Annotated in this window: 12 protein-coding genes; 4 read left to right on the forward strand and 8 right to left on the reverse strand. The window is 54.4% G+C overall.

Features of this window, described 5'->3' with window-relative positions; all coding sequences use genetic code 11:
• Positions 1-49: 49 nt before the first annotated feature.
• From lpdA to pdhR, 4 genes are all read right to left on the reverse strand, one after another.
• Positions 50-1,474, reverse strand: a complete 1,425-nt coding sequence (gene lpdA, locus A6U95_RS11210; RefSeq protein WP_021806270.1) for a dihydrolipoyl dehydrogenase — start codon at positions 1,472-1,474, stop codon at positions 50-52.
• A gap of 234 nt (positions 1,475-1,708) precedes the next feature.
• Positions 1,709-3,580, reverse strand: coding sequence for a pyruvate dehydrogenase complex dihydrolipoyllysine-residue acetyltransferase (aceF, locus tag A6U95_RS11215; protein WP_065684542.1), 1,872 nt, complete (start codon positions 3,578-3,580; stop codon positions 1,709-1,711).
• A gap of 13 nt (positions 3,581-3,593) precedes the next feature.
• Complete coding sequence (gene aceE / locus A6U95_RS11220; protein WP_024528344.1) at positions 3,594-6,257, reverse strand: pyruvate dehydrogenase (acetyl-transferring), homodimeric type; 2,664 nt, start codon at positions 6,255-6,257, stop codon at positions 3,594-3,596.
• A gap of 165 nt (positions 6,258-6,422) precedes the next feature.
• A complete protein-coding gene (gene pdhR, locus A6U95_RS11225) occupies positions 6,423-7,187 on the reverse strand; it encodes a pyruvate dehydrogenase complex transcriptional repressor PdhR (protein ID WP_021179689.1) in 765 nt (254 codons plus the stop codon).
• Between the two features lie 606 nt (positions 7,188-7,793).
• Here pdhR and A6U95_RS11230 point away from each other — a divergent pair.
• Positions 7,794-9,173: an amino acid permease gene (locus tag A6U95_RS11230; protein ID WP_065684543.1), complete on the forward strand. Its 1,380-nt coding sequence runs from the start codon at positions 7,794-7,796 to the stop codon at positions 9,171-9,173.
• A 55-nt stretch (positions 9,174-9,228) separates the two neighbouring features.
• On the opposite strand, the gene A6U95_RS11235 is transcribed toward A6U95_RS11230, so the two are convergent.
• From A6U95_RS11235 to A6U95_RS11245, 3 genes are read right to left on the reverse strand one after another with little or no spacing between them, the layout of a single operon-like run.
• Complete coding sequence (locus A6U95_RS11235) at positions 9,229-10,470, reverse strand: cytochrome c (protein WP_024528346.1); 1,242 nt, start codon at positions 10,468-10,470, stop codon at positions 9,229-9,231.
• Positions 10,470-11,021 carry a (2Fe-2S)-binding protein gene (locus A6U95_RS11240; protein ID WP_065684544.1) on the reverse strand — a complete coding sequence of 184 codons (552 nt, stop codon included), beginning with the start codon at positions 11,019-11,021 and terminating at the stop codon, positions 10,470-10,472. Before A6U95_RS11240 ends, A6U95_RS11235 begins: the two co-directional genes overlap by 1 nt.
• Positions 11,018-13,807: a molybdopterin cofactor-binding domain-containing protein gene (locus A6U95_RS11245; protein WP_065684545.1), complete on the reverse strand. Its 2,790-nt coding sequence runs from the start codon at positions 13,805-13,807 to the stop codon at positions 11,018-11,020. The genes A6U95_RS11240 and A6U95_RS11245 overlap by 4 nt, the downstream gene beginning before the upstream one ends.
• A gap of 256 nt (positions 13,808-14,063) precedes the next feature.
• Here A6U95_RS11245 and A6U95_RS11250 point away from each other — a divergent pair, with 256 nt between their 5' ends.
• The 3 genes from A6U95_RS11250 (at position 14,064) to A6U95_RS11260 (ending at position 17,272) form a co-directional block, all read left to right on the forward strand.
• On the forward strand, positions 14,064-14,645 hold the full coding sequence (locus tag A6U95_RS11250) for a nucleotidyltransferase family protein (RefSeq protein WP_065684546.1): 582 nt from the start codon (positions 14,064-14,066) through the stop codon (positions 14,643-14,645).
• Positions 14,645-15,619 carry an XdhC family protein gene (locus tag A6U95_RS11255; protein ID WP_065684547.1) on the forward strand — a complete coding sequence of 325 codons (975 nt, stop codon included), beginning with the start codon at positions 14,645-14,647 and terminating at the stop codon, positions 15,617-15,619. Before A6U95_RS11250 ends, A6U95_RS11255 begins: the two co-directional genes overlap by 1 nt.
• Before the next feature lie 258 nt (positions 15,620-15,877).
• Positions 15,878-17,272, forward strand: a complete 1,395-nt coding sequence (locus A6U95_RS11260) for a sugar porter family MFS transporter (protein WP_065684548.1) — start codon at positions 15,878-15,880, stop codon at positions 17,270-17,272.
• 54 nt (positions 17,273-17,326) lie between these two features.
• Here the strand turns inward: A6U95_RS11260 and A6U95_RS11265 are convergent, their stop codons facing one another.
• A complete protein-coding gene (locus tag A6U95_RS11265; RefSeq protein WP_065684549.1) occupies positions 17,327-18,217 on the reverse strand; it encodes a helix-turn-helix domain-containing protein in 891 nt (296 codons plus the stop codon).
• Positions 18,218-18,333: the final 116 nt, after the last annotated feature.

Genomic DNA, 18,333 nt, shown 5'->3' on the forward strand with positions numbered 1-18,333 from the left:
AAACGGCCCCTTTACAGGAGCCGCTTATCAACCTGATCAACCGCAGAAATTACTTCTTCTTGGCTTTCGGGTTTGGCAGATCGGTGATGCTGCCTTCGTAGATCTCTGCTGCCAGGCCTACGGATTCGTGCAGGGTTGGGTGAGCGTGGATAGTCAACGCGATATCTTCCGCATCACAGCCCATCTCGATCGCCAGACCGATTTCACCCAGCAGCTCGCCGCCGTTGGTGCCGACAATCGCGCCACCGATGATACGGTGCGTTTCTTTGTCGAAGATCAGTTTGGTCATACCGTCTGCACAGTCAGAAGCGATAGCACGGCCTGAAGCTGCCCACGGGAAGGTGGACGTTTCGTAGCTGATGCCTTTCTCTTTGGCTTCTTTCTCGGTCATCCCTACCCATGCCACTTCTGGCTCGGTGTAAGCGATAGATGGGATCACTTTCGGGTCGAAGTAGTGCTTCATACCGGCGATAACTTCGGCAGCTACGTGGCCTTCATGCACGCCTTTGTGTGCCAGCATCGGTTGACCAACGATGTCACCAATCGCGAAGATGTGCGGCACGTTGGTACGCAGCTGTTTGTCGACGTGGATAAAGCCACGGTCGTCAACTTCTACACCGGCTTGGCCAGCGTCCAGCAGTTTACCGTTCGGCACACGGCCGATCGCTACCAGCACCGCGTCGTAACGCTGTGGTTCTGCAGGGGCTTTTTTACCTTCCATCGTGACGTAGATGCCGTCTTCTTTGGCTTCTACCGCGGTCACTTTGGTTTCCAGCATCAGGTTGAACTGCTTGCTGATACGCTTGGTAAAGACTTTCACCACGTCTTTATCTGCAGCCGGGATCACCTGGTCGAACATTTCAACCACGTCGATCTGTGAACCCAGTGCATGGTATACGGTGCCCATTTCCAGGCCGATGATACCGCCGCCCATAACCAGCATGCGCTCTGGAACGGTTTTCAGCGCCAGTGCATCGGTGGAATCCCACACGCGTGGATCTTCATGAGGAATAAATGGCAGTTGGATCGGACGGGAGCCTGCGGCGATGATGGCATTGTCGAAGTTGATGGTGGTTGCACCATTCTCGCCTTCAACCACTAGCGTGTTGGCGCCGGTGAATTTACCCAGGCCGTTGACCACTTTCACTTTGCGGCCTTTAGCCATGCCAGCCAGACCACCGGTCAGCTGATTGATGACTTTCTCTTTCCAGACGCGCACTTTGTCGATGTCGGTTTTCGGCTCGCCGAAAACGATGCCGTGTTCGGCCAACGCTTTGGCTTCTTCGATCACTTTGGCAACGTGCAACAGTGCTTTGGAAGGAATACAGCCCACGTTCAGGCAAACACCACCCAGAGTGGAGTAACGCTCAACCAGAATGGTTTCCAGACCTAAGTCAGCGCAACGAAAAGCAGCAGAGTAACCTGCAGGGCCCGCCCCAAGTACCACGACCTGAGTTTTAATTTCAGTACTCATCATGACCTCTTAATTGTTTTGTCCGGCGGGTCAGACGTCATTTTTATTGCTAGTCGATCTCATAACGCCCTTCATCCACCGGGACGCATACACCGCGAGCAGTTTACAGAATTGTTAATAATCTGCAAAGCGTGTTCGAGTGACCCGTGTCCCAACAATTCTGTCGAGTCATGCAAAACCCGACAAAACTGCTACTGAATTACTAAGGGCGCAGCATGCTGCGCCCTTTTTTCATTACATCACCAGACGGCGAATGTCGGCCAGCATGTTGTTGATGATGGTGATAAAGCGCGCACCATCAGCACCGTCAATCACCCGGTGGTCGAAGGAGAGCGACATTGGCATCATCAGACGCGGCGTGAACTCTTTACCATTCCAGACCGGCTCCATCGCAGACTTGGAGACACCCAGGATAGCCACTTCCGGCGCGTTAACAATCGGCGCGAAGTGAGTAGTCCCGATACCGCCCAGGCTGGAGATGGTGAAGCAACCGCCCTGCATTTCGCCTGCGGTCAACTTACCGTCACGCGCTTTTTTGGAGATCGCCATCAGTTCACGGGACAGCTCAGTGATGCTCTTCTTGTTCACATCCTTGAATACCGGAACCACCAGGCCATTTGGCGTATCTACCGCCACACCGATGTTGATGTATTTCTTCAGCGTCAGCTTCTGGCCGTCTTCGGACAGTGAGCTGTTGAAGCGTGGCATCTGCTCCAGGGCAGCGGCAACGGCTTTCATGATGAACACCACCGGGGTGAACTTCACGTCCAGCTTACGCTTGGCAGCTTCGTCGTTCTGCTGCTTACGGAACGCTTCCAGATCGGTGATATCGGTCTTGTCGAAGTGAGTCACGTGCGGGATCATCACCCAGTTGCGGCTCAGGTTGGCACCAGAGATTTTCTGGATGCGGCCCAGTTCAACTTCTTCGATCTCACCAAACTTGCTGAAGTCCACTTTCGGCCACGGCAGCATGCCTGGCAGGCCACCACCGGTAGCGGCAGGAGCGGCTTCGGCGCGTTTGACCGCGTCTTTCACGTAAGCCTGAACGTCTTCGCGCAGGATACGGCCTTTACGACCGGTGCCCTTCACTTTCGCCAGGTTAACACCAAACTCACGCGCCAAGCGGCGGATGACTGGGGTAGCGTGAACGTAGGCGTCGTTTTCAGCGAACTCGCCTTTACCAGCAGCAGGTGCAGCCGCTTTAGCTTCCTGCTTGGCTGGAGCCGGAGCAGCTTCTGCTTTCTGGGCCGGAGCAGCGGCAGGTGCTGGTGCAGCGCCTTCCACTTCGAACACCATGATCAGAGAACCGGTTTTCACTTTGTCCCCGGTTGCGATTTTAATTTCTTTCACGGTGCCCGCGAACGGAGCCGGAACTTCCATAGAAGCCTTGTCACCTTCAACGGTGATCAGTGACTGCTCAGCGGCAACTTTATCGCCCACTTTCACCATCACTTCGGTCACTTCTACTTCGTCGCCGCCAATGTCTGGCACTTCGACGTTTTTCGCCGCGCTTGCCGCAGGGGCAGCAGCCGGTGCCGCCTGGGTAGCCGCAGCAGCAGGGGCAGCAGAAGCCGCGCCAGCCACTTCGAAGACCATAATCAGGGAACCGGTTTTCACTTTGTCACCGGTGTTGATTTTGATCTCTTTCACGGTACCGGCGAATGGCGCAGGCACTTCCATAGAAGCCTTGTCGCCTTCTACGGTGATCAGAGACTGCTCGGCAGTCACGGTATCGCCAACTTTCACCAGGATCTCGGTGACTTCAACTTCGTCCGCACCGATGTCCGGTACTTCAACGTCTTTGGCTGCGGCAGCGGCAGGAGCCGCGGCCGGTTTTTCTTCTGCCTTGGCGGCTGGTGCGGCAGCGGCCGCACCTTCTGCTTCAAAGATCATCAGCAGTTTGCCCGTCTCGGTTTTATCACCGACGGCAACTTTGATCTCTTTCACCACGCCAGCCTGCGGCGAAGGCACTTCCATGGAGGCTTTGTCGCCTTCCACGGTGATCAGCGATTGTTCAACTTCAACCTTATCGCCAACCTTCACCAGGATCTCGGTGATTTCAACTTCATCTGCACCGATGTCCGGCACTTTGATTTCGATAGACATTGTTCAGTACCTCTTATGCCAGACGCGGGTTAACTTTTTCTGGGTTGATGTCGAATTTCTTAATCGCATCAGCGACCACAGAAGCTTCAATTTCACCGCGTTTAGCCAGTTCACCCAGAGCAGCAACCACCACGTAGGAAGCATCAACTTCGAAGTGGTGACGAAGGTTTTCGCGGCTGTCTGAACGACCGAAGCCGTCAGTACCCAGTACGCGATAATCGCTGGCTGGTACGAAAGTACGAACCTGCTCTGCGAACAGCTTCATGTAGTCGGTAGACGCTACCGCTGGCGCCTCGTTCATCACCTGAGCGATGTAAGGCACACGTGGGGTTTCGGTTGGGTGCAGCATGTTCCAACGCTCACAGTCCTGACCATCACGCGCCAGTTCGGTGAAGGAAGTTACGCTGTAGGTGTCAGAACCCACGCCGTAGTCTTTCGCCAGGATCTGCGCAGCTTCACGCACATGACGCAGGATCGCACCGGAGCCCAACAGCTGTACTTTACCTTTGCTACCTTCCAGAGTTTCCAGCTTGTAGATACCTTTACGGATACCCTCTTCTGCGCCCTGCGGCATGGCTGGCATGTGGTAGTTTTCGTTCAGCGTGGTCAGGTAGTAGTAGACGTTTTCTTGCGCGTCACCGTACATACGCACCAGGCCGTCATGCATGATCACCGCGACTTCATACGCGTAAGCCGGATCGTAAGAGATGCAGTTAGGGATGGTCAGAGACTGAATGTGGCTGTGGCCATCTTCGTGTTGCAGACCTTCGCCGTTCAGGGTAGTACGCCCTGAAGTCCCGCCGATCAGGAAGCCACGCGCCTGTTGGTCACCCGCTGCCCAGCACAGGTCGCCGATACGTTGGAAACCGAACATGGAGTAGTAGATGTAGAACGGGATCATTGGCAGATCGTTGGTGCTGTAGGAAGTCGCTGCGGCCAACCAGGAAGAGGCTGCACCCAGTTCGTTGATACCTTCCTGCAGGATCTGGCCTTTCTCGTCTTCTTTATAGTATGCAACCTGCTCACGGTCCTGCGGGGTGTACTGCTGGCCGTTCGGGCTATAGATACCGATCTGACGGAACAGACCTTCCATACCGAAGGTACGCGCTTCGTCGGCGATGATTGGCACCAGGCGATCTTTGATCGACTTGTTCTTCAACATCACGTTCAGGGCACGCACAAAGGCGATGGTGGTAGAAATTTCTTTGTTCTGCTCTTCCAGCAGTGAGCTGAAATCTTCCAGAGCTGGCATTTCCAGCTTCTCGGTGAAGTTCGGCAGACGAGTCGGTACATAGCCTTGCAGCGCCTGACGGCGTTCGTGCAGATACTTGTACTCTTCGGACTCTTTCTCGAAGGTGATGTATGGCAGTTTTTCGATATCGGCATCGGCCACTGGCACGTTGAAACGATCGCGGAAGTGGTGAACCCCTTCCATGTTCATTTTCTTCACCTGGTGAGCGATGTTCTTACCTTCCGCAGTTTCACCCATGCCGTAACCTTTGATGGTATGGGCCAGGATCACGGTTGGTTTGCCTTGGGTATCCTGCGCTTTTTTCAGTGCAGCAAAGACTTTCTTCGGATCGTGACCACCACGGTTCAGCGCCCAGATTTCGTCGTCGGTCATATCTTTGACCAGCGCGGCGGTTTCTGGGAAGCGGCCGAAGAAGTGCTCACGCACGTAAGCGCCATCTTTGGATTTGAAGGTCTGGTAGTCGCCGTCCAGAGTTTCGTTCATCAGTTGGATCAGCTTGCCGCTGGTATCTTTACGCAGCAGTTCATCCCAACGACCGCCCCAGATCACTTTCAGCACCTGCCAGCCAGCACCTGCGAAGATGCCTTCCAGCTCGTTGATGATCTTGCCGTTACCGGTGACCGGGCCGTCCAGACGTTGCAGGTTACAGTTGATGACGAAGACCAGGTTGTCCAGCTTCTCACGGGTTGCGATGGTGATCGCACCTTTGGATTCTGGTTCGTCCATCTCGCCGTCGCCCAGGAAGGCATAAACGGTCTGGCCAGAGGTGTCTTTCAGACCACGGTGTTCCAGATACTTGAGGAACTTGGCCTGATAGATGGCGCTGATCGGGCCCAGACCCATGGAGACGGTCGGGAACTGCCAGAATTCAGGCATCAGTTTTGGATGCGGGTAAGAGGACAGGCCTTTACCGTGCACTTCCTGACGGAAGTTGTTCATTTGATCTTCGGTCAGGCGGCCTTCAAGGAAGGCACGTGCATAAACGCCCGGAGAGATGTGGCCCTGGAAGTAAACCAGATCGCCGCCGTCTTTCTCGTTGCGAGCACGGAAGAAGTGGTTAAAGCAGACTTCATAGAAGGTCGCAGAAGATTGGAAGGAAGCCATATGGCCGCCCAGATCCAGATCTTTCTTGGAAGCACGCAATACGGTCATCACGGCGTTCCAACGGATAGCAGAACGAATACGACGCTCCAGATCCAGGTTGCCCGGGTATGCCGGTTCGTCTTCTACCGCGATGGTGTTGACGTAGTTGTTAGCCGCAGCACCCGCTGCAACGCTAACACCGCCCTTGCGGGCTTCTCCCAGCACCTGATCAATCAGGAACTGAGCGCGTTCAACACCCTCTTCACGGATGACCGATTCGATCGCCTGCAGCCAGTCGCGGGTTTCGATCGGATCCACGTCATTGTTTAAACGTTCTGACATGGTGGTATTCCTTATCTGTCTAATGGTTTGTTTGGAGCCTGTCTTCGTGCGTTCTGTCATAAAACGCACGAAGACAGGCTCATCAGTTTGGTTGCCGCTTAAGTACTTAACTAAGCACTCCGAGCTTTATCTCTACAAGCTGGTGTGCCTTGAAGAGAACCACTCTTAATCCTTGCGTTGCTGGAGACGCCGCAGCGATCGATCACGCCGGGTGTGTTCCCTGCTGAGATCCAGCAAAATTTCCTCGATAAACGCCAAATGGCGGTGCGAGGCTTCACGGGCCTTTTCAGGTTCGCGTGCCACAATCGCCTCAAAGATCCCGGCGCGATGGCTACTCACTGTTGCCAACATCTCACGGCGCGAGTAGAGCAATTCAAAGTTCTGACGAACGTTCTGTTCCAGCATCGGGCCCATACAGCGCAGCAGATGGAGTAACACAACGTTGTGGGCAGCCTCGGTCACGGCAATTTGGTATTGCATGACCGCGTCGGCTTCGGCGTCTAGATCGCCACTGTCCTGAGCTTGCTGGATCACATGATGGCAGTCGCGGATGCGCGCCAGATCTTCGTCAGTCCCACGCAACGCCGCATAATAGGCAGCGATACCTTCGAGGGCATGACGGGTTTCGAGCAGGTCGAATTGTGATTCAGGGTGATCGGCCAGCAGTTCAGCCAGCGGATCGCTGAAGCTCTGCCACAGATTAGTTTGTACAAAGGTGCCGCCTCCCTGGCGACGCAGGAGCAGCCCTTTAGCTTCCAGACGCTGAATTGCCTCTCTCAGAGAAGGACGGGAAACATCAAACTGTTTCGCCAGCTCGCGCTCTGGAGGCAGCTTTTCGCCTGGACGTAGCGTACCCTCGAGGATCAGGTATTCGAGCTGCTGCTCGATAACATCTGACAACTTGGGTTGGCGGATTTTGCTGTAGGCCATGGGTGATTTCTTCTCTGCGAAGTGCCCGGAGTCAATTGGTAATACCAATTTCAAAAACGTGACGGTAAAGTAACAAAGTATTCACCTCCTGTCCATATGGGCCTTGATCGAAATCATGAATGCCGCACATTTTAACACTTCAATCCATAAGCCTTTGCAAACCGGCAACTCAGCGTTGGTAATACCATTTACGAGGTAGTCGCCGAATTTAACTTTTGTGAAACCTCTGGTTAGAAGAATGCCGGGGTTATATGGCAAGGAGATTAAGGGTTATTTTCGCTTTACTACCGCTTACCCAGCCCCTCTCCGTTAACAAAAAAACAACAACAATGGCGATTATTTTTGCCAATTCTGTGAGTTATTGCTTATTTCGTGCACGCAATCCCCCCGCTCGTCACACAACCCGCATTTTGTTGCCTAAACTGCTGCAATCTTCATCATTCGAACAACAAAGCAGGTGCAAACTTTCGCACATACCATTATTCTCTGCCAAACGGTAGCGACGCCGTGGAATTTATAGCTATAACGTCGTAAACAAAAAACAACACACATCGTAATCATTACTTTACGGTAATGAGCATTATGTCAGCACAGAGGGTTTCATTGATGGATGGTCAACAGCATGGCGACCAGCTAAAGCGCGGCCTGAAAAACCGCCATATCCAGCTGATCGCCTTAGGTGGCGCAATAGGTACCGGCCTGTTCCTCGGTATCGCTCAAACAATAAAAATGGCCGGTCCGTCGGTCATCCTTGGTTATGCAATTGGCGGTTTTATTGCCTTCCTGATCATGCGTCAACTGGGTGAAATGGTGGTAGAAGAGCCGGTGGCCGGTTCTTTCAGCCACTTCGCCTATAAATACTGGGGGAACTTTGCCGGTTTCGCGTCCGGCTGGAACTACTGGGTGCTGTACGTGCTGGTTGCCATGGCGGAACTGACCGCGGTGGGCATTTACGTGCAGTACTGGTGGCCGGAGATCCCAACCTGGATCTCCGCTGCCGTGTTCTTCCTGGCCATCAACGCCATCAACCTGTCGAGTGTGAAGGTCTATGGTGAAATGGAGTTCTGGTTCGCCATCATCAAAGTAGTCGCCATCATCGGCATGATCGTCTTTGGCGCCTACCTGCTGTTCAGCGGCCTCGGCGGCCCGGAAGCCAGCGTCACCAACCTGTGGGCCCAGGGTGGGTTCTTCCCGAACGGTACCATGGGGCTGCTCATGGCGATGGCGGTGATCATGTTCTCCTTCGGTGGATTGGAGCTGGTGGGTATTACCGCCGCCGAAGCCGATAACCCGGAAAAAAGCATCCCGAAAGCCACCAACCAAGTGATCTACCGCATCCTGCTGTTCTATATCGGTTCGCTGACTATTCTGCTGTCACTCTATCCGTGGGGCAAAGTGGTCGAAGGCGGCAGCCCGTTCGTGCTGATCTTCCATGCGCTGAACAGCAATATGGTCGCAACGGTGCTCAATATCGTGGTGCTGACGGCTGCGCTGTCGGTCTACAACAGCTGCGTCTATTGCAACAGCCGCATGCTGTACGGTTTGGCCAAACAAGGTAATGGCCCGAAAGCCCTGCTGAAAGTGGATAGCCGCGGTGTGCCGGTAGTTGCCATCGGTTTCTCTGCGTTGGCAACCGCGCTGTGCGTGCTGATTAACTACCTGATCCCAGGCCGTGCCTTTGAGCTGCTGATGGCGCTGGTGGTGTCTGCCCTGGTGATCAACTGGGCGATGATCAGCCTGGCACACCTGAAATTCCGCAAGGCGAAAAACCATGAAGGCGTCGAGCCGAAGTTCAAGGCCTTCTGGTATCCGTTCAGTAACTATCTGTGCCTGGCCTTTTTGGCCGCCATTCTGGTGATCATGTATCTGACACCGGGGATCCAGATTTCCGTGCTGCTGATCCCAGTATGGCTCGCTATTCTTGGCATCGGTTACTTCATCAAGCAGCGCGGGCAACGTGCTGTAAGCGCGACCAATACCCACTGATATCGTTGTTGACGATCAATAGGCCCGCATGCGGGCCTATTGTTTTTCTTCACTATTAATGGGCGTTGCGCAGAGCCTTCACCTGCTCTGCGGTGATATCCGCTGGCAGCCCACCCCAAGTGACACGCAGGTAATTCACCAGCTCGGCAATTTGCGCATCATCCAGACGATCGGCAAAGCCCGGCATGCTCTGCATACTTTCGTTGCCGGGGAACTGCTGCGCTGGTAGCCCGTCCAGCACCGAAACGATCAGGTTCTTGCCGTCTGGTTGGCGCAGCGTGGCGTTATCACGCATCGCTACCGCAACATGCGGTATACCTGCACCATCACGCTCATGGCAGGCGGAACACTGATCGAGATAGGTGATACGCCCGGCATCGCTGCCCTGCCCGATTTTAGCGGCAACCGGCTGTGGTGGCTTGTCGCCCATCAGGTAGGTCACCAACGCCCGATGATCTTCCGGCGTCAAATGACGAGTGCTGAGATCGACGACCATGTGCATTTCGCTAAACGCCGAGCCCTGCGGCGCTAACCCGGTGCTGAGGAAACGGCTTAGATCCTCTGGCGTCCAGCCGCGCTGAGCCAAAGCCTGTGGCGTGATATCCGGCGCGATAAACCGCCCCAGATCGCCGCCCTGCATCGGCTTGCTCAGTTCCATCTGCCCCAGCATGCCCCGTGGCGTATGGCATTCACCACAGTGGCCAAGCACGTCAGACAGGTAACGGCCACGCTGCCATTCGGCGGAGTTCCCCTGCGAGCTGGCCGGTAACGGATCGCTGTTGCGGAATAGCAAATTCCAACCGATCAACGCCATCCGCTGGTTGAACGGGAATGGCATATCGTTGGCTGGAATGGCCACATCCACAGCCGGGCGCGACATCAGATAGGCATAAATAGCATCCGCATCCTCACGCGAAATGCCTTTGTAGGAGGTATAAGGCATCGCCGGGTACAGATGGCGGCCACCCGGAGCCACCCCCTGCGTCAACGCCAGGAAGAAATCATCCTTGGTCCAGCGGCCAATACCCTGATCGGCAGAAGGCGTCAAGTTGCTGCCATAAATGGTGCCGAACGGGGTATCCAGCGGATAGCCTCCCGCCAGCGGTGCCCCACCAGCGGCGGTATGACAGGCGGCACAGTCGGCAGCCTGCGTCAGGTAACGCCCACGGGCAATCTGTTCGCTGCTGGCGGTAACCTGCTGGACTGGGCCGTCGTAGCTGCGGTTTTCCCGCCACCACAGCACAGCGATGACAATCGCCGCAATCAGCACAATCAACAATGCGAGACGTTTTTTCATTACGCCGTCTCCTTCAGCAGGCCTGGGGTTTTCAGCACCACGTCACGCACCGCCTCGTAATAACGGACATAGCCGGTACAGCGGCAGATATGGTTTTCCAACGCCTGCTCAATCGCGCCTTCCAACTGGTCACGCAGGATTGGCTCACGCTTGAGCTTCTCGACAAAGATGGTGGCCGCATTGACAAAGCCCGGCGTGCAATAGCCACACTGGAAGCTGTAGTGATCGAGGAACGACTGCTGGATAGGCGAGAGTTCAACCACTTCGCCCTGATTATCCACCTGCGCAACGCCTTCGATGGTGCGTACCTGTTTGCCATTGAAAAAGTGAGCACCGGTGATACAGGTACGGATTTCTTCGCTGGTGCCACTTGGATGGTCGAGGATCGCCACGCAGGCGTGGCAAATACCCTGCCCGCAGCCGAGACGTGAGCCAGTCAGATCGAGATATTCATGCAGAAAATCGATCATCATCAGCCCTTCCGGTACCTCGATAGGGCCATATTGTTTGCCGTTAATGGTCAGGGTAATGGGTTGGGTTTTAATGCTCATGGTAACACCTCAAGAATATTTTCGGCACGGACGGGCAAATCACGGAAACGATGACCGGTGGCATGGGCAATGGCGTTAACCAGTGCAGCGACCACCGGGATCATGACGACTTCCGCCATTCCTTTCGGCGGATCGGTTTCCGACAGCGCAGGCAGGATGTCACCGGTCTGTTTCCAGACCGCCACATCGCTGGCGCGCGGTAAATGGTAACGGTTAAAGTTCCAGGTGCCGTTACCCGGCCCATCTTCGTACAGCGGTAAATACTCATGCAGCGCATGGCCGATCCCCATCGCCAAACCGCCCTGCAACTGGCCAGAAACCAGCTCAGGCACGATCAGGTTGCCACACTCCATGATCGAATGATGATTCAGCAGTTCGACCTTGCCGGTGGCGATATCCACCGCTATTTCCGTCAGCGTACCGACGGCGCTGTAATAGGTCACAGCGGCGTTATTACGCTGGGTTGGCGGGTAATAAACCTGCTCACGCTCCAGAGCGCTAAACTCGCCATGGCCAGTGCGTATCGACAAGCCGTCGACAGGCAGGCGCTCGCTGTGATTATTCAGCTTGAAGTCCGCTTCCGCCCACTGCCAGCGGTTGAAGACATGCACCACCGCGCCGGTCAGGTTGCCCATCTGATAGGCTTTCTTCGCCAACAGCTCAAACGGCAATATCTGCATACCGGCCGCCGTCAGGCCACCTTCCACCCAGCGAGCATCTTCTTTACGCACCACCAGCGGTGCCGCCTGGCCACCCCCTATACCCGACTGCCAGATAGACAGCGCGGCAGGCCACAGCCCCTGTTCAAACACCAGCCGGGCCGCTTCACGCGTGCTGTGCGAGAAATAGTAAGCGGAATTGCTGGCGCTGGAAGGAGAACAGTAGCTTGGTGTCCAGTTCGGGTTGGTTTGCAGCTTGTCCTGCTCATCCTGCGACATCGTGTAGGGATCGCCGCTGGTCACCATCGGCAACAGGGACCAATCGGTCACCGAGAAATGAGCCTCATCTGCCGGTTTCCCCAGCCATTGTGCACATAGCACCGACTGCGATGTTGACATGCCGGTGCCCATTTCGGCCCCGCTGTGATACAGCGAGATACGCCCGTCCTCGCTGAACTCCACACGAGCAAAGGAGGTTTCAGCCCCGGTGCCAAAATCTTTCTGCACGCAGCCAAAGCCTACGCCATAGCGTTTGCCAGGATTCTTACTCTCAAACTCCACCTTACGCTCGGCTCGTTTGCGCCACATCTCATGTTGTGAGGCTTTCACCAGCACTTCATCGGCGCGAATAGCCCCTGCCGGGATTGCACCCTGGGTATTTTTCATGCCGGACTTAAGCACGTTGCGCAAACGAAACTCGATCGGATCGAGCTTCAGCTCTTGTGCCAATTCGTCCATCATCATCTCGGTGGCGGCCATGCTTTGCAACGTGCCGTAACCGCGTGCGGAACCCGCATCGATGGCACGAGAGGCCAGCCCGACCGAGGAAAGATCGCTTTTCGGGAAGTAGTAAATCGACTGTGCCGCCGTAGCCCCCACCATCACTACCGATGGCGTAAAGTTACAGCGCCCACCACCGTCGGCGGTCATTGCCCCTTGGAAGGCCTGCAATACGCCGGTCTGTTTGTCTACCGCAATGCGGTAATCCATATCGAAGGCATGGCGTTTGATCGAGGTCTGGAATTGCTCATAGCGGTCATTAGCCAGCCGCACCGGTAGCCCGTCACCGTAAAGCGCGGCAACCGCACCGTAATACGGGAAGTTATAGTGATCTTTCGAGCCGTAACCCACGGTGTAGCACGGGTGCAGGATTAGCTGTTTAACCGGCTGATGACGTTTGGCCAACATGCGTGGCATTTCGTCCGCTACCTCCTGCGGGGACTGGGTCGGGATCACCAGATGCAGGGTCTGGCTGGCGGTATCAAACCAGCCATTGGCGTTGTCCGGCTCCAGGGCCGAAGTATCAACGGATTGCGTGGTATAGCGGCGTGACATTACCAACCAGTCCTGCGGTGGGGTTTGCAGTTGGTCGGCAATCATCCCGGCGTAATACATGCCTTCCTGATCCAGCTTGCCGCCCTCACGCCCTTCCGGCCACACCGGCAGATGTCTGCGCATCGAAAGTGGGAAGATAGGGGTATCTTTCAGGCTGGAGAAGCGATCGTCATCGAATGGCTTTTCGCCCCCGACGCGCACGTAGCGGAAGCTGCCCCATGGATCGCGCTGTAACGGGCCGGTTTCAGTACCATACTGGATCACTTCGTCGTGGAATTTCAGCTTGTCTTTGGCAAAGCGGAAACGAGCAAAATCATGATAGATCAGGATTGCCACCGCATGGCCGAGATAGGCTGGGGTTTTCCCTGTGGGCAGCAGCATGTCATCGCCATAAAACGCCGGGAAGGCCAAACCATCACGCTCAAGATCTTCCGCCGTCACTATCCGATCCGGTTGCAGATCGTCACCCAGCAAGGAGAGATCGATACCGGTAAACAGACGATCGGCTTTCGTGGCGCGCAGAATAAAGGCATGAGCCTGCTGCTGCGGCCAGTGTGGCATATCAACGGCACGAATATCGCGGGCAAACACTTTCTGGCCCATGACCTTGGAGCGGCCATCGATACGGTAGCGAATGCGTTTAGTCTGCGCATCCCAGTTGGGCGATTGCAGGATCTTCTGCTCAAACAGCGCGGCATAAGCGCGGCTGTAAAGAGGCGCGAGGTAGACTGACACCCCCGCTATCACGGCACCCTTGATAAAACGGCGTCGTGACGGGTTGAAATTGCTCATAAAATATCCTTTACGTTCTTATCTACCCCCTAACATCTAGATGCAGGCATTAGCGCCTTAACCCGAAGGCTGGAGGTAAGTCGTTTTTTATCGGTTTTGTTGCGCAACCGCTGGTAACCTTGCCGAAGACGTTATAATCATAAGCTTATAACCAAAATTATGTGAGTATTAACATTTTGTTTTCATAAAATGAAACACTTGGAAACATGTAATGCATCTATAGTGTGGCTGATTTGCGCAAACGCGGGCAAAAGAGATGACGACAGGTATCGTGATTACCGCCGCCGGGCGGGGTGAGCGTTTTATTCAGGCCGGTGGCAGTGGCAACAAGCTTAACGCCCTATTACAGGGCAAGACGGTGTTCGAACATACGCTGCAACAGGCGCTAGCCTCCGGTTTACCGGTGCAGGTTGTCACCCGGCCAGAAAACCTGCCGGTGCAACAGGTTTGTGCCGCATATCAGGTTCCCTGCACCGTACTGGCCAGCGGTGGGCTGGGTGAATCTATTGCCGCTGGCGTTGCCGCAACCGCAAACTGGAACGGCTGGTTGATCCATTTAGCGGATATGCCTTTTGTCTCGCCGCAGATCTTTGTGCAGGTAGCAGCCGCGCTGAGCCAACACAACATCGTTCGCCCCAGTTTCCAGCACCAACCCGGCCATCCAGTGGGGTTCACCGCCATTTTGCGCAAACAACTGTGTGCATTGCATGGCGATAATGGTGCGCGAGAGCTGCTACGCAGTCACGGGGAGGTTTACCTACTCCATCTCGACCAACCGGGCATCGTGCAAGATATCGATCTCCCTTCCCAGCTAGTAGCGAATGAGTCCATTAATTAATGCAACACCTTGATATCACCGTAGTCGGCCAGGCAATCAACTGGCTGGAACAGCAGCCGGTGTGGCTGTGTACCGTATTGAACACGTACGGCTCATCACCACGTTCTCCAGGCGCGTTGATGGTGGCTACCCGCGACGGACACTATTGTGGATCGTTATCCGGTGGCTGCGTGGAAGAAGACTTCTTACGCCGTCTGGCTGAGGGGGAATATCAAGCCGCCAGTCAGGTGATCCGCTATGGTGCTGGCGGGCTAACCCCCAGCGTGGCGCTGCCCTGTGGTGGCGTGCTGGACGTATTGATCGAGCATCTGCCCGCAGGCCCTGCCAGCATTAGCTACTTGCGTAATATCGCCGAGGCCTTGGCTGGCCATCATGCCCTGGTCAAGCACCTGACCTTGCCCAATGCCTGTAGCGCGCTGGAAACCACCAGCTTTGCCAGCGCCACCCAGGTCGTGCGCAACCAACAGGAGATCCAGTTGCACATCGCCGCCGCTCCTCGGCTGCTGATTGCCGGGCTTTCTAGCGTCGCGCTGTATTGCGCCGACTTTGCCAGCGCACTCGGCTTTGAAGTGTTGGTATGCGAAAACCGCCCGGAAGCGTTGGAAAACTTCGCCACACAGCTCAAACCACATATCACCTTGCTACGCCAGTTCCCAGCCAAATTCATTGAGGCAGGCGGTTGCCACGCCAACACCGCGATTGTGGCGCTGACCCACGATCCGCGTATGGATGATTTAACCCTGATGGAGGCGATCTACACCCCGGCGTTTTACATCGGCGCGATGGGTTCCCAACGGAACAGCGATCGCCGCCGCCAGCGGCTGCAACAGATCGCCGAATTCAGCCCACAGGAACTCGGCCGTATCCATGCGCCGATCGGCCTGCCGCTTGGCAGTAAAACTCCGGCGGAGATCGCGCTGGCCGTGATGGCCGATATCGTGCAGCAGAAGAACCAACTCCGCCAACCCATTTAAATACCTGACGCGATCCTTCGGCTATGACAAATCATTGGCCGGTCAAAATGAAAGCGATTACACAAATTTGCATATAAAATCACCAATACTATTTTAAACCATAGTTTAATATCTCATATTCATGATGTTAAATCATAAGCCATAAACACATTGAGTGTAACCGATTACACTAAATGTGATCGATAGCACGTTAAATCATCACCTAGACCAATAACATTGCCTATTAACGAATCATCTATCTGGTTAACCGAGGCCGTTATGAGTACATCATCAACAAGTAAAGGCAGATCGAATGCCCAAATGACCTTCTTTGTCTGTTTTCTGGCAGCACTGGCAGGCTTATTGTTTGGGCTGGATATCGGCGTGATCGCCGGAGCATTACCTTTTATTGCTCATGAATTCCAAATCACTTCCCAGCAACAAGAATGGGTGGTGAGCTCAATGATGTTCGGTGCAGCAGTTGGCGCTGTCGGCAGTGGCTGGCTCTCTTACCGGCTGGGGCGCAAATACAGCCTGATGATTGGCGCCGTGCTGTTTGTCATTGGCTCGCTTTGCTCTGCTTTCGCCCCCAACAACGACATTCTGCTGGTTTCCCGCGTTCTGCTCGGCCTGGCAGTAGGCATCGCATCCTTCACTGCCCCGCTGTACCTTTCTGAAATCGCGCCTGAACGCATTCGCGGCAGCATGATTTCCATGTACCAGCTAATGATTACGATAGGGATCCTGGGGGCTTATCTATCCGATACGGCTTTCAGCTACAGCGGTTCATGGCGCTGGATGCTGGGTATTATCACCCTTCCGGCTTTGTTGCTGTTCGTTGGCGTGTTCTTCCTGCCCCGCAGCCCTCGCTGGTTAGCGTCACGTGGACGTGATGCAGAAGCCAGGAAAGTGCTGGAAATGCTGCGAGATACGACCGAACAGGCGAAAGCCGAACTGGATGAGATCCGTGAAAGCCTGAAAATCAAGCAAAGCGGTTGGGCACTGTTCAAAGACAACAAGAATTTCCGCCGTGCGGTCTATCTTGGCGTATTGCTTCAGGTTATGCAGCAGTTCACCGGCATGAATGTCATTATGTATTACGCGCCGAAAATTTTCGATCTGGCCGGTTTTGCCAGTACAGCGCAACAAATGTGGGGAACGGTGATCGTCGGGTTAGTAAACGTGCTGGCAACCTTTATTGCCATCGGCCTGGTGGATCGTTGGGGCCGTAAACCTACGCTGAAGCTGGGCTTCCTGGTGATGGCCATCGGCATGGGGACATTGGGTACCATGATGAATATCGGCATGAATACGCCTGCGGCTCAATACTTCGCGATACTGATGTTGCTGATGTTTATTGTCGGTTTTGCCATGAGTGCCGGCCCGCTGATTTGGGTATTGTGTTCAGAGATCCAACCGCTTAAGGGCCGTGATTTCGGTATCACCTGCTCAACGACGGTAAACTGGATCGCCAACATGATCGTGGGGGCCACCTTCCTGACGATGCTCAACAGCCTGGGCAGCGCGCATACCTTCTGGATCTATGCCGGGCTGAACCTGGTCTTTATCTTCATTACCATTGCCCTGATACCTGAAACCAAAAATATTTCTCTGGAACATATCGAGCGAAATCTGATGGCAGGGAAACCGTTACGGGAGATTGGTTCACACTGATCGAGGTCTTTGATTATCGCCCGTTTCGGGCGGTATTTACATCCGCAACGGCAATCAGGAGCGCGGGTTGGTTTTCTCTGCGAAGGCTTTGTCTGGCACTATTGGGATGAGATACTCATATTCCAGGTACAGCTCTTCGTCACCATCGAGCGAGTAGCTATGCTGCGCAATATCGTACCCTTCCCGGCGTACCAGATTAAACTGCGGCAGAAGTTTGGTATAAACGCTGGCAATATGTTCGTGAAGGGCCACCGGTTTGCCAGCATAGCGAAAGCGACAATAACCGCCGCTGATTTCCGGAAGTTCCGGCAACGATTTACCTTTGGCGATCGCTTTATCAACCGCAACAAAATAGTCGACCTTCACCCGTTCACCATCCGGCGTAAAATTGGTTAGCGCATAAAGTTTGTCTGGATTTAAACTAAACTCGTCACAAAAACGATCCTTTATTCCATCACGAATTGCCGCGTGGGATTCGCCCAACTGTTCAATCTCGATGTGATAAGAATAATACTGACCGGCCAGCGAGTAGCTATCTGGTTTAACCTCAACATAATCAATAGAGATATCGCTAGGTTGATTCAGCGACAGCGATTGCACCAGATGGCTGAAATCACAATTCTGGGCCTTACGGTAGGCGCTAGGTGTGACAGAGAAATGTTTTTTGAAACAGCGTGAGAATGTCTGTTGGGAATCGAACTGATATTCCAACGAAATATCCAGAATGCTTTTCTGCGTAAAGCGTAATGAAAAGGCCGCCAGATAGAGGCGACGGGCGCGGATATAAGCAGCAAGTGGCAGGTTGGTCTGTCGGCGGAACATGCGCTGCAGATACCATTTCGAGTAGCCGGATTTTTCGCAAACAATATCGAGTGATAGTGGATTGCGTAGGTTATTTTCTATCCAGACCAGTAATTCTTTGATATGCGTTTCCTGCGTCACCATTACTCTTCCTAGCCAAAATTGTCCACGGCAATGGTATACAGATTTATTTAGAGCGTCCAAAGCGACGACACTATTTTACAAAGGTTGACGAATTCATCACAAACATCACAGCTTGT

The sequence above is a fragment of the Serratia sp. 14-2641 genome (assembly GCF_001692375.1).
GTDB lineage: Bacteria > Pseudomonadota > Gammaproteobacteria > Enterobacterales > Enterobacteriaceae > Chania > Chania fonticola_C.

Excerpts from the sequence above, each read along its gene's own strand:
- lpdA (WP_021806270.1), bottom strand. The coding sequence starts at position 1,474 with ATGAGTACTGAAATTAAAACTCAGGTCGTGGTACTTGGGGCGGGCCCT.
- aceF (WP_065684542.1), bottom strand. The coding sequence starts at position 3,580 with ATGTCTATCGAAATCAAAGTGCCGGACATCGGTGCAGATGAAGTTGAA.
- aceE (WP_024528344.1), bottom strand. The coding sequence starts at position 6,257 with ATGTCAGAACGTTTAAACAATGACGTGGATCCGATCGAAACCCGCGAC.
- pdhR (WP_021179689.1), bottom strand. The coding sequence starts at position 7,187 with ATGGCCTACAGCAAAATCCGCCAACCCAAGTTGTCAGATGTTATCGAG.
- A6U95_RS11230 (WP_065684543.1), top strand. The coding sequence starts at position 7,794 with ATGGATGGTCAACAGCATGGCGACCAGCTAAAGCGCGGCCTGAAAAAC.
- A6U95_RS11235 (WP_024528346.1), bottom strand. The coding sequence starts at position 10,470 with ATGAAAAAACGTCTCGCATTGTTGATTGTGCTGATTGCGGCGATTGTC.
- A6U95_RS11240 (WP_065684544.1), bottom strand. The coding sequence starts at position 11,021 with ATGAGCATTAAAACCCAACCCATTACCCTGACCATTAACGGCAAACAA.
- A6U95_RS11245 (WP_065684545.1), bottom strand. The coding sequence starts at position 13,807 with ATGAGCAATTTCAACCCGTCACGACGCCGTTTTATCAAGGGTGCCGTG.
- A6U95_RS11250 (WP_065684546.1), top strand. The coding sequence starts at position 14,064 with ATGACGACAGGTATCGTGATTACCGCCGCCGGGCGGGGTGAGCGTTTT.
- A6U95_RS11255 (WP_065684547.1), top strand. The coding sequence starts at position 14,645 with ATGCAACACCTTGATATCACCGTAGTCGGCCAGGCAATCAACTGGCTG.
- A6U95_RS11260 (WP_065684548.1), top strand. The coding sequence starts at position 15,878 with ATGAGTACATCATCAACAAGTAAAGGCAGATCGAATGCCCAAATGACC.
- A6U95_RS11265 (WP_065684549.1), bottom strand. The coding sequence starts at position 18,217 with ATGGTGACGCAGGAAACGCATATCAAAGAATTACTGGTCTGGATAGAA.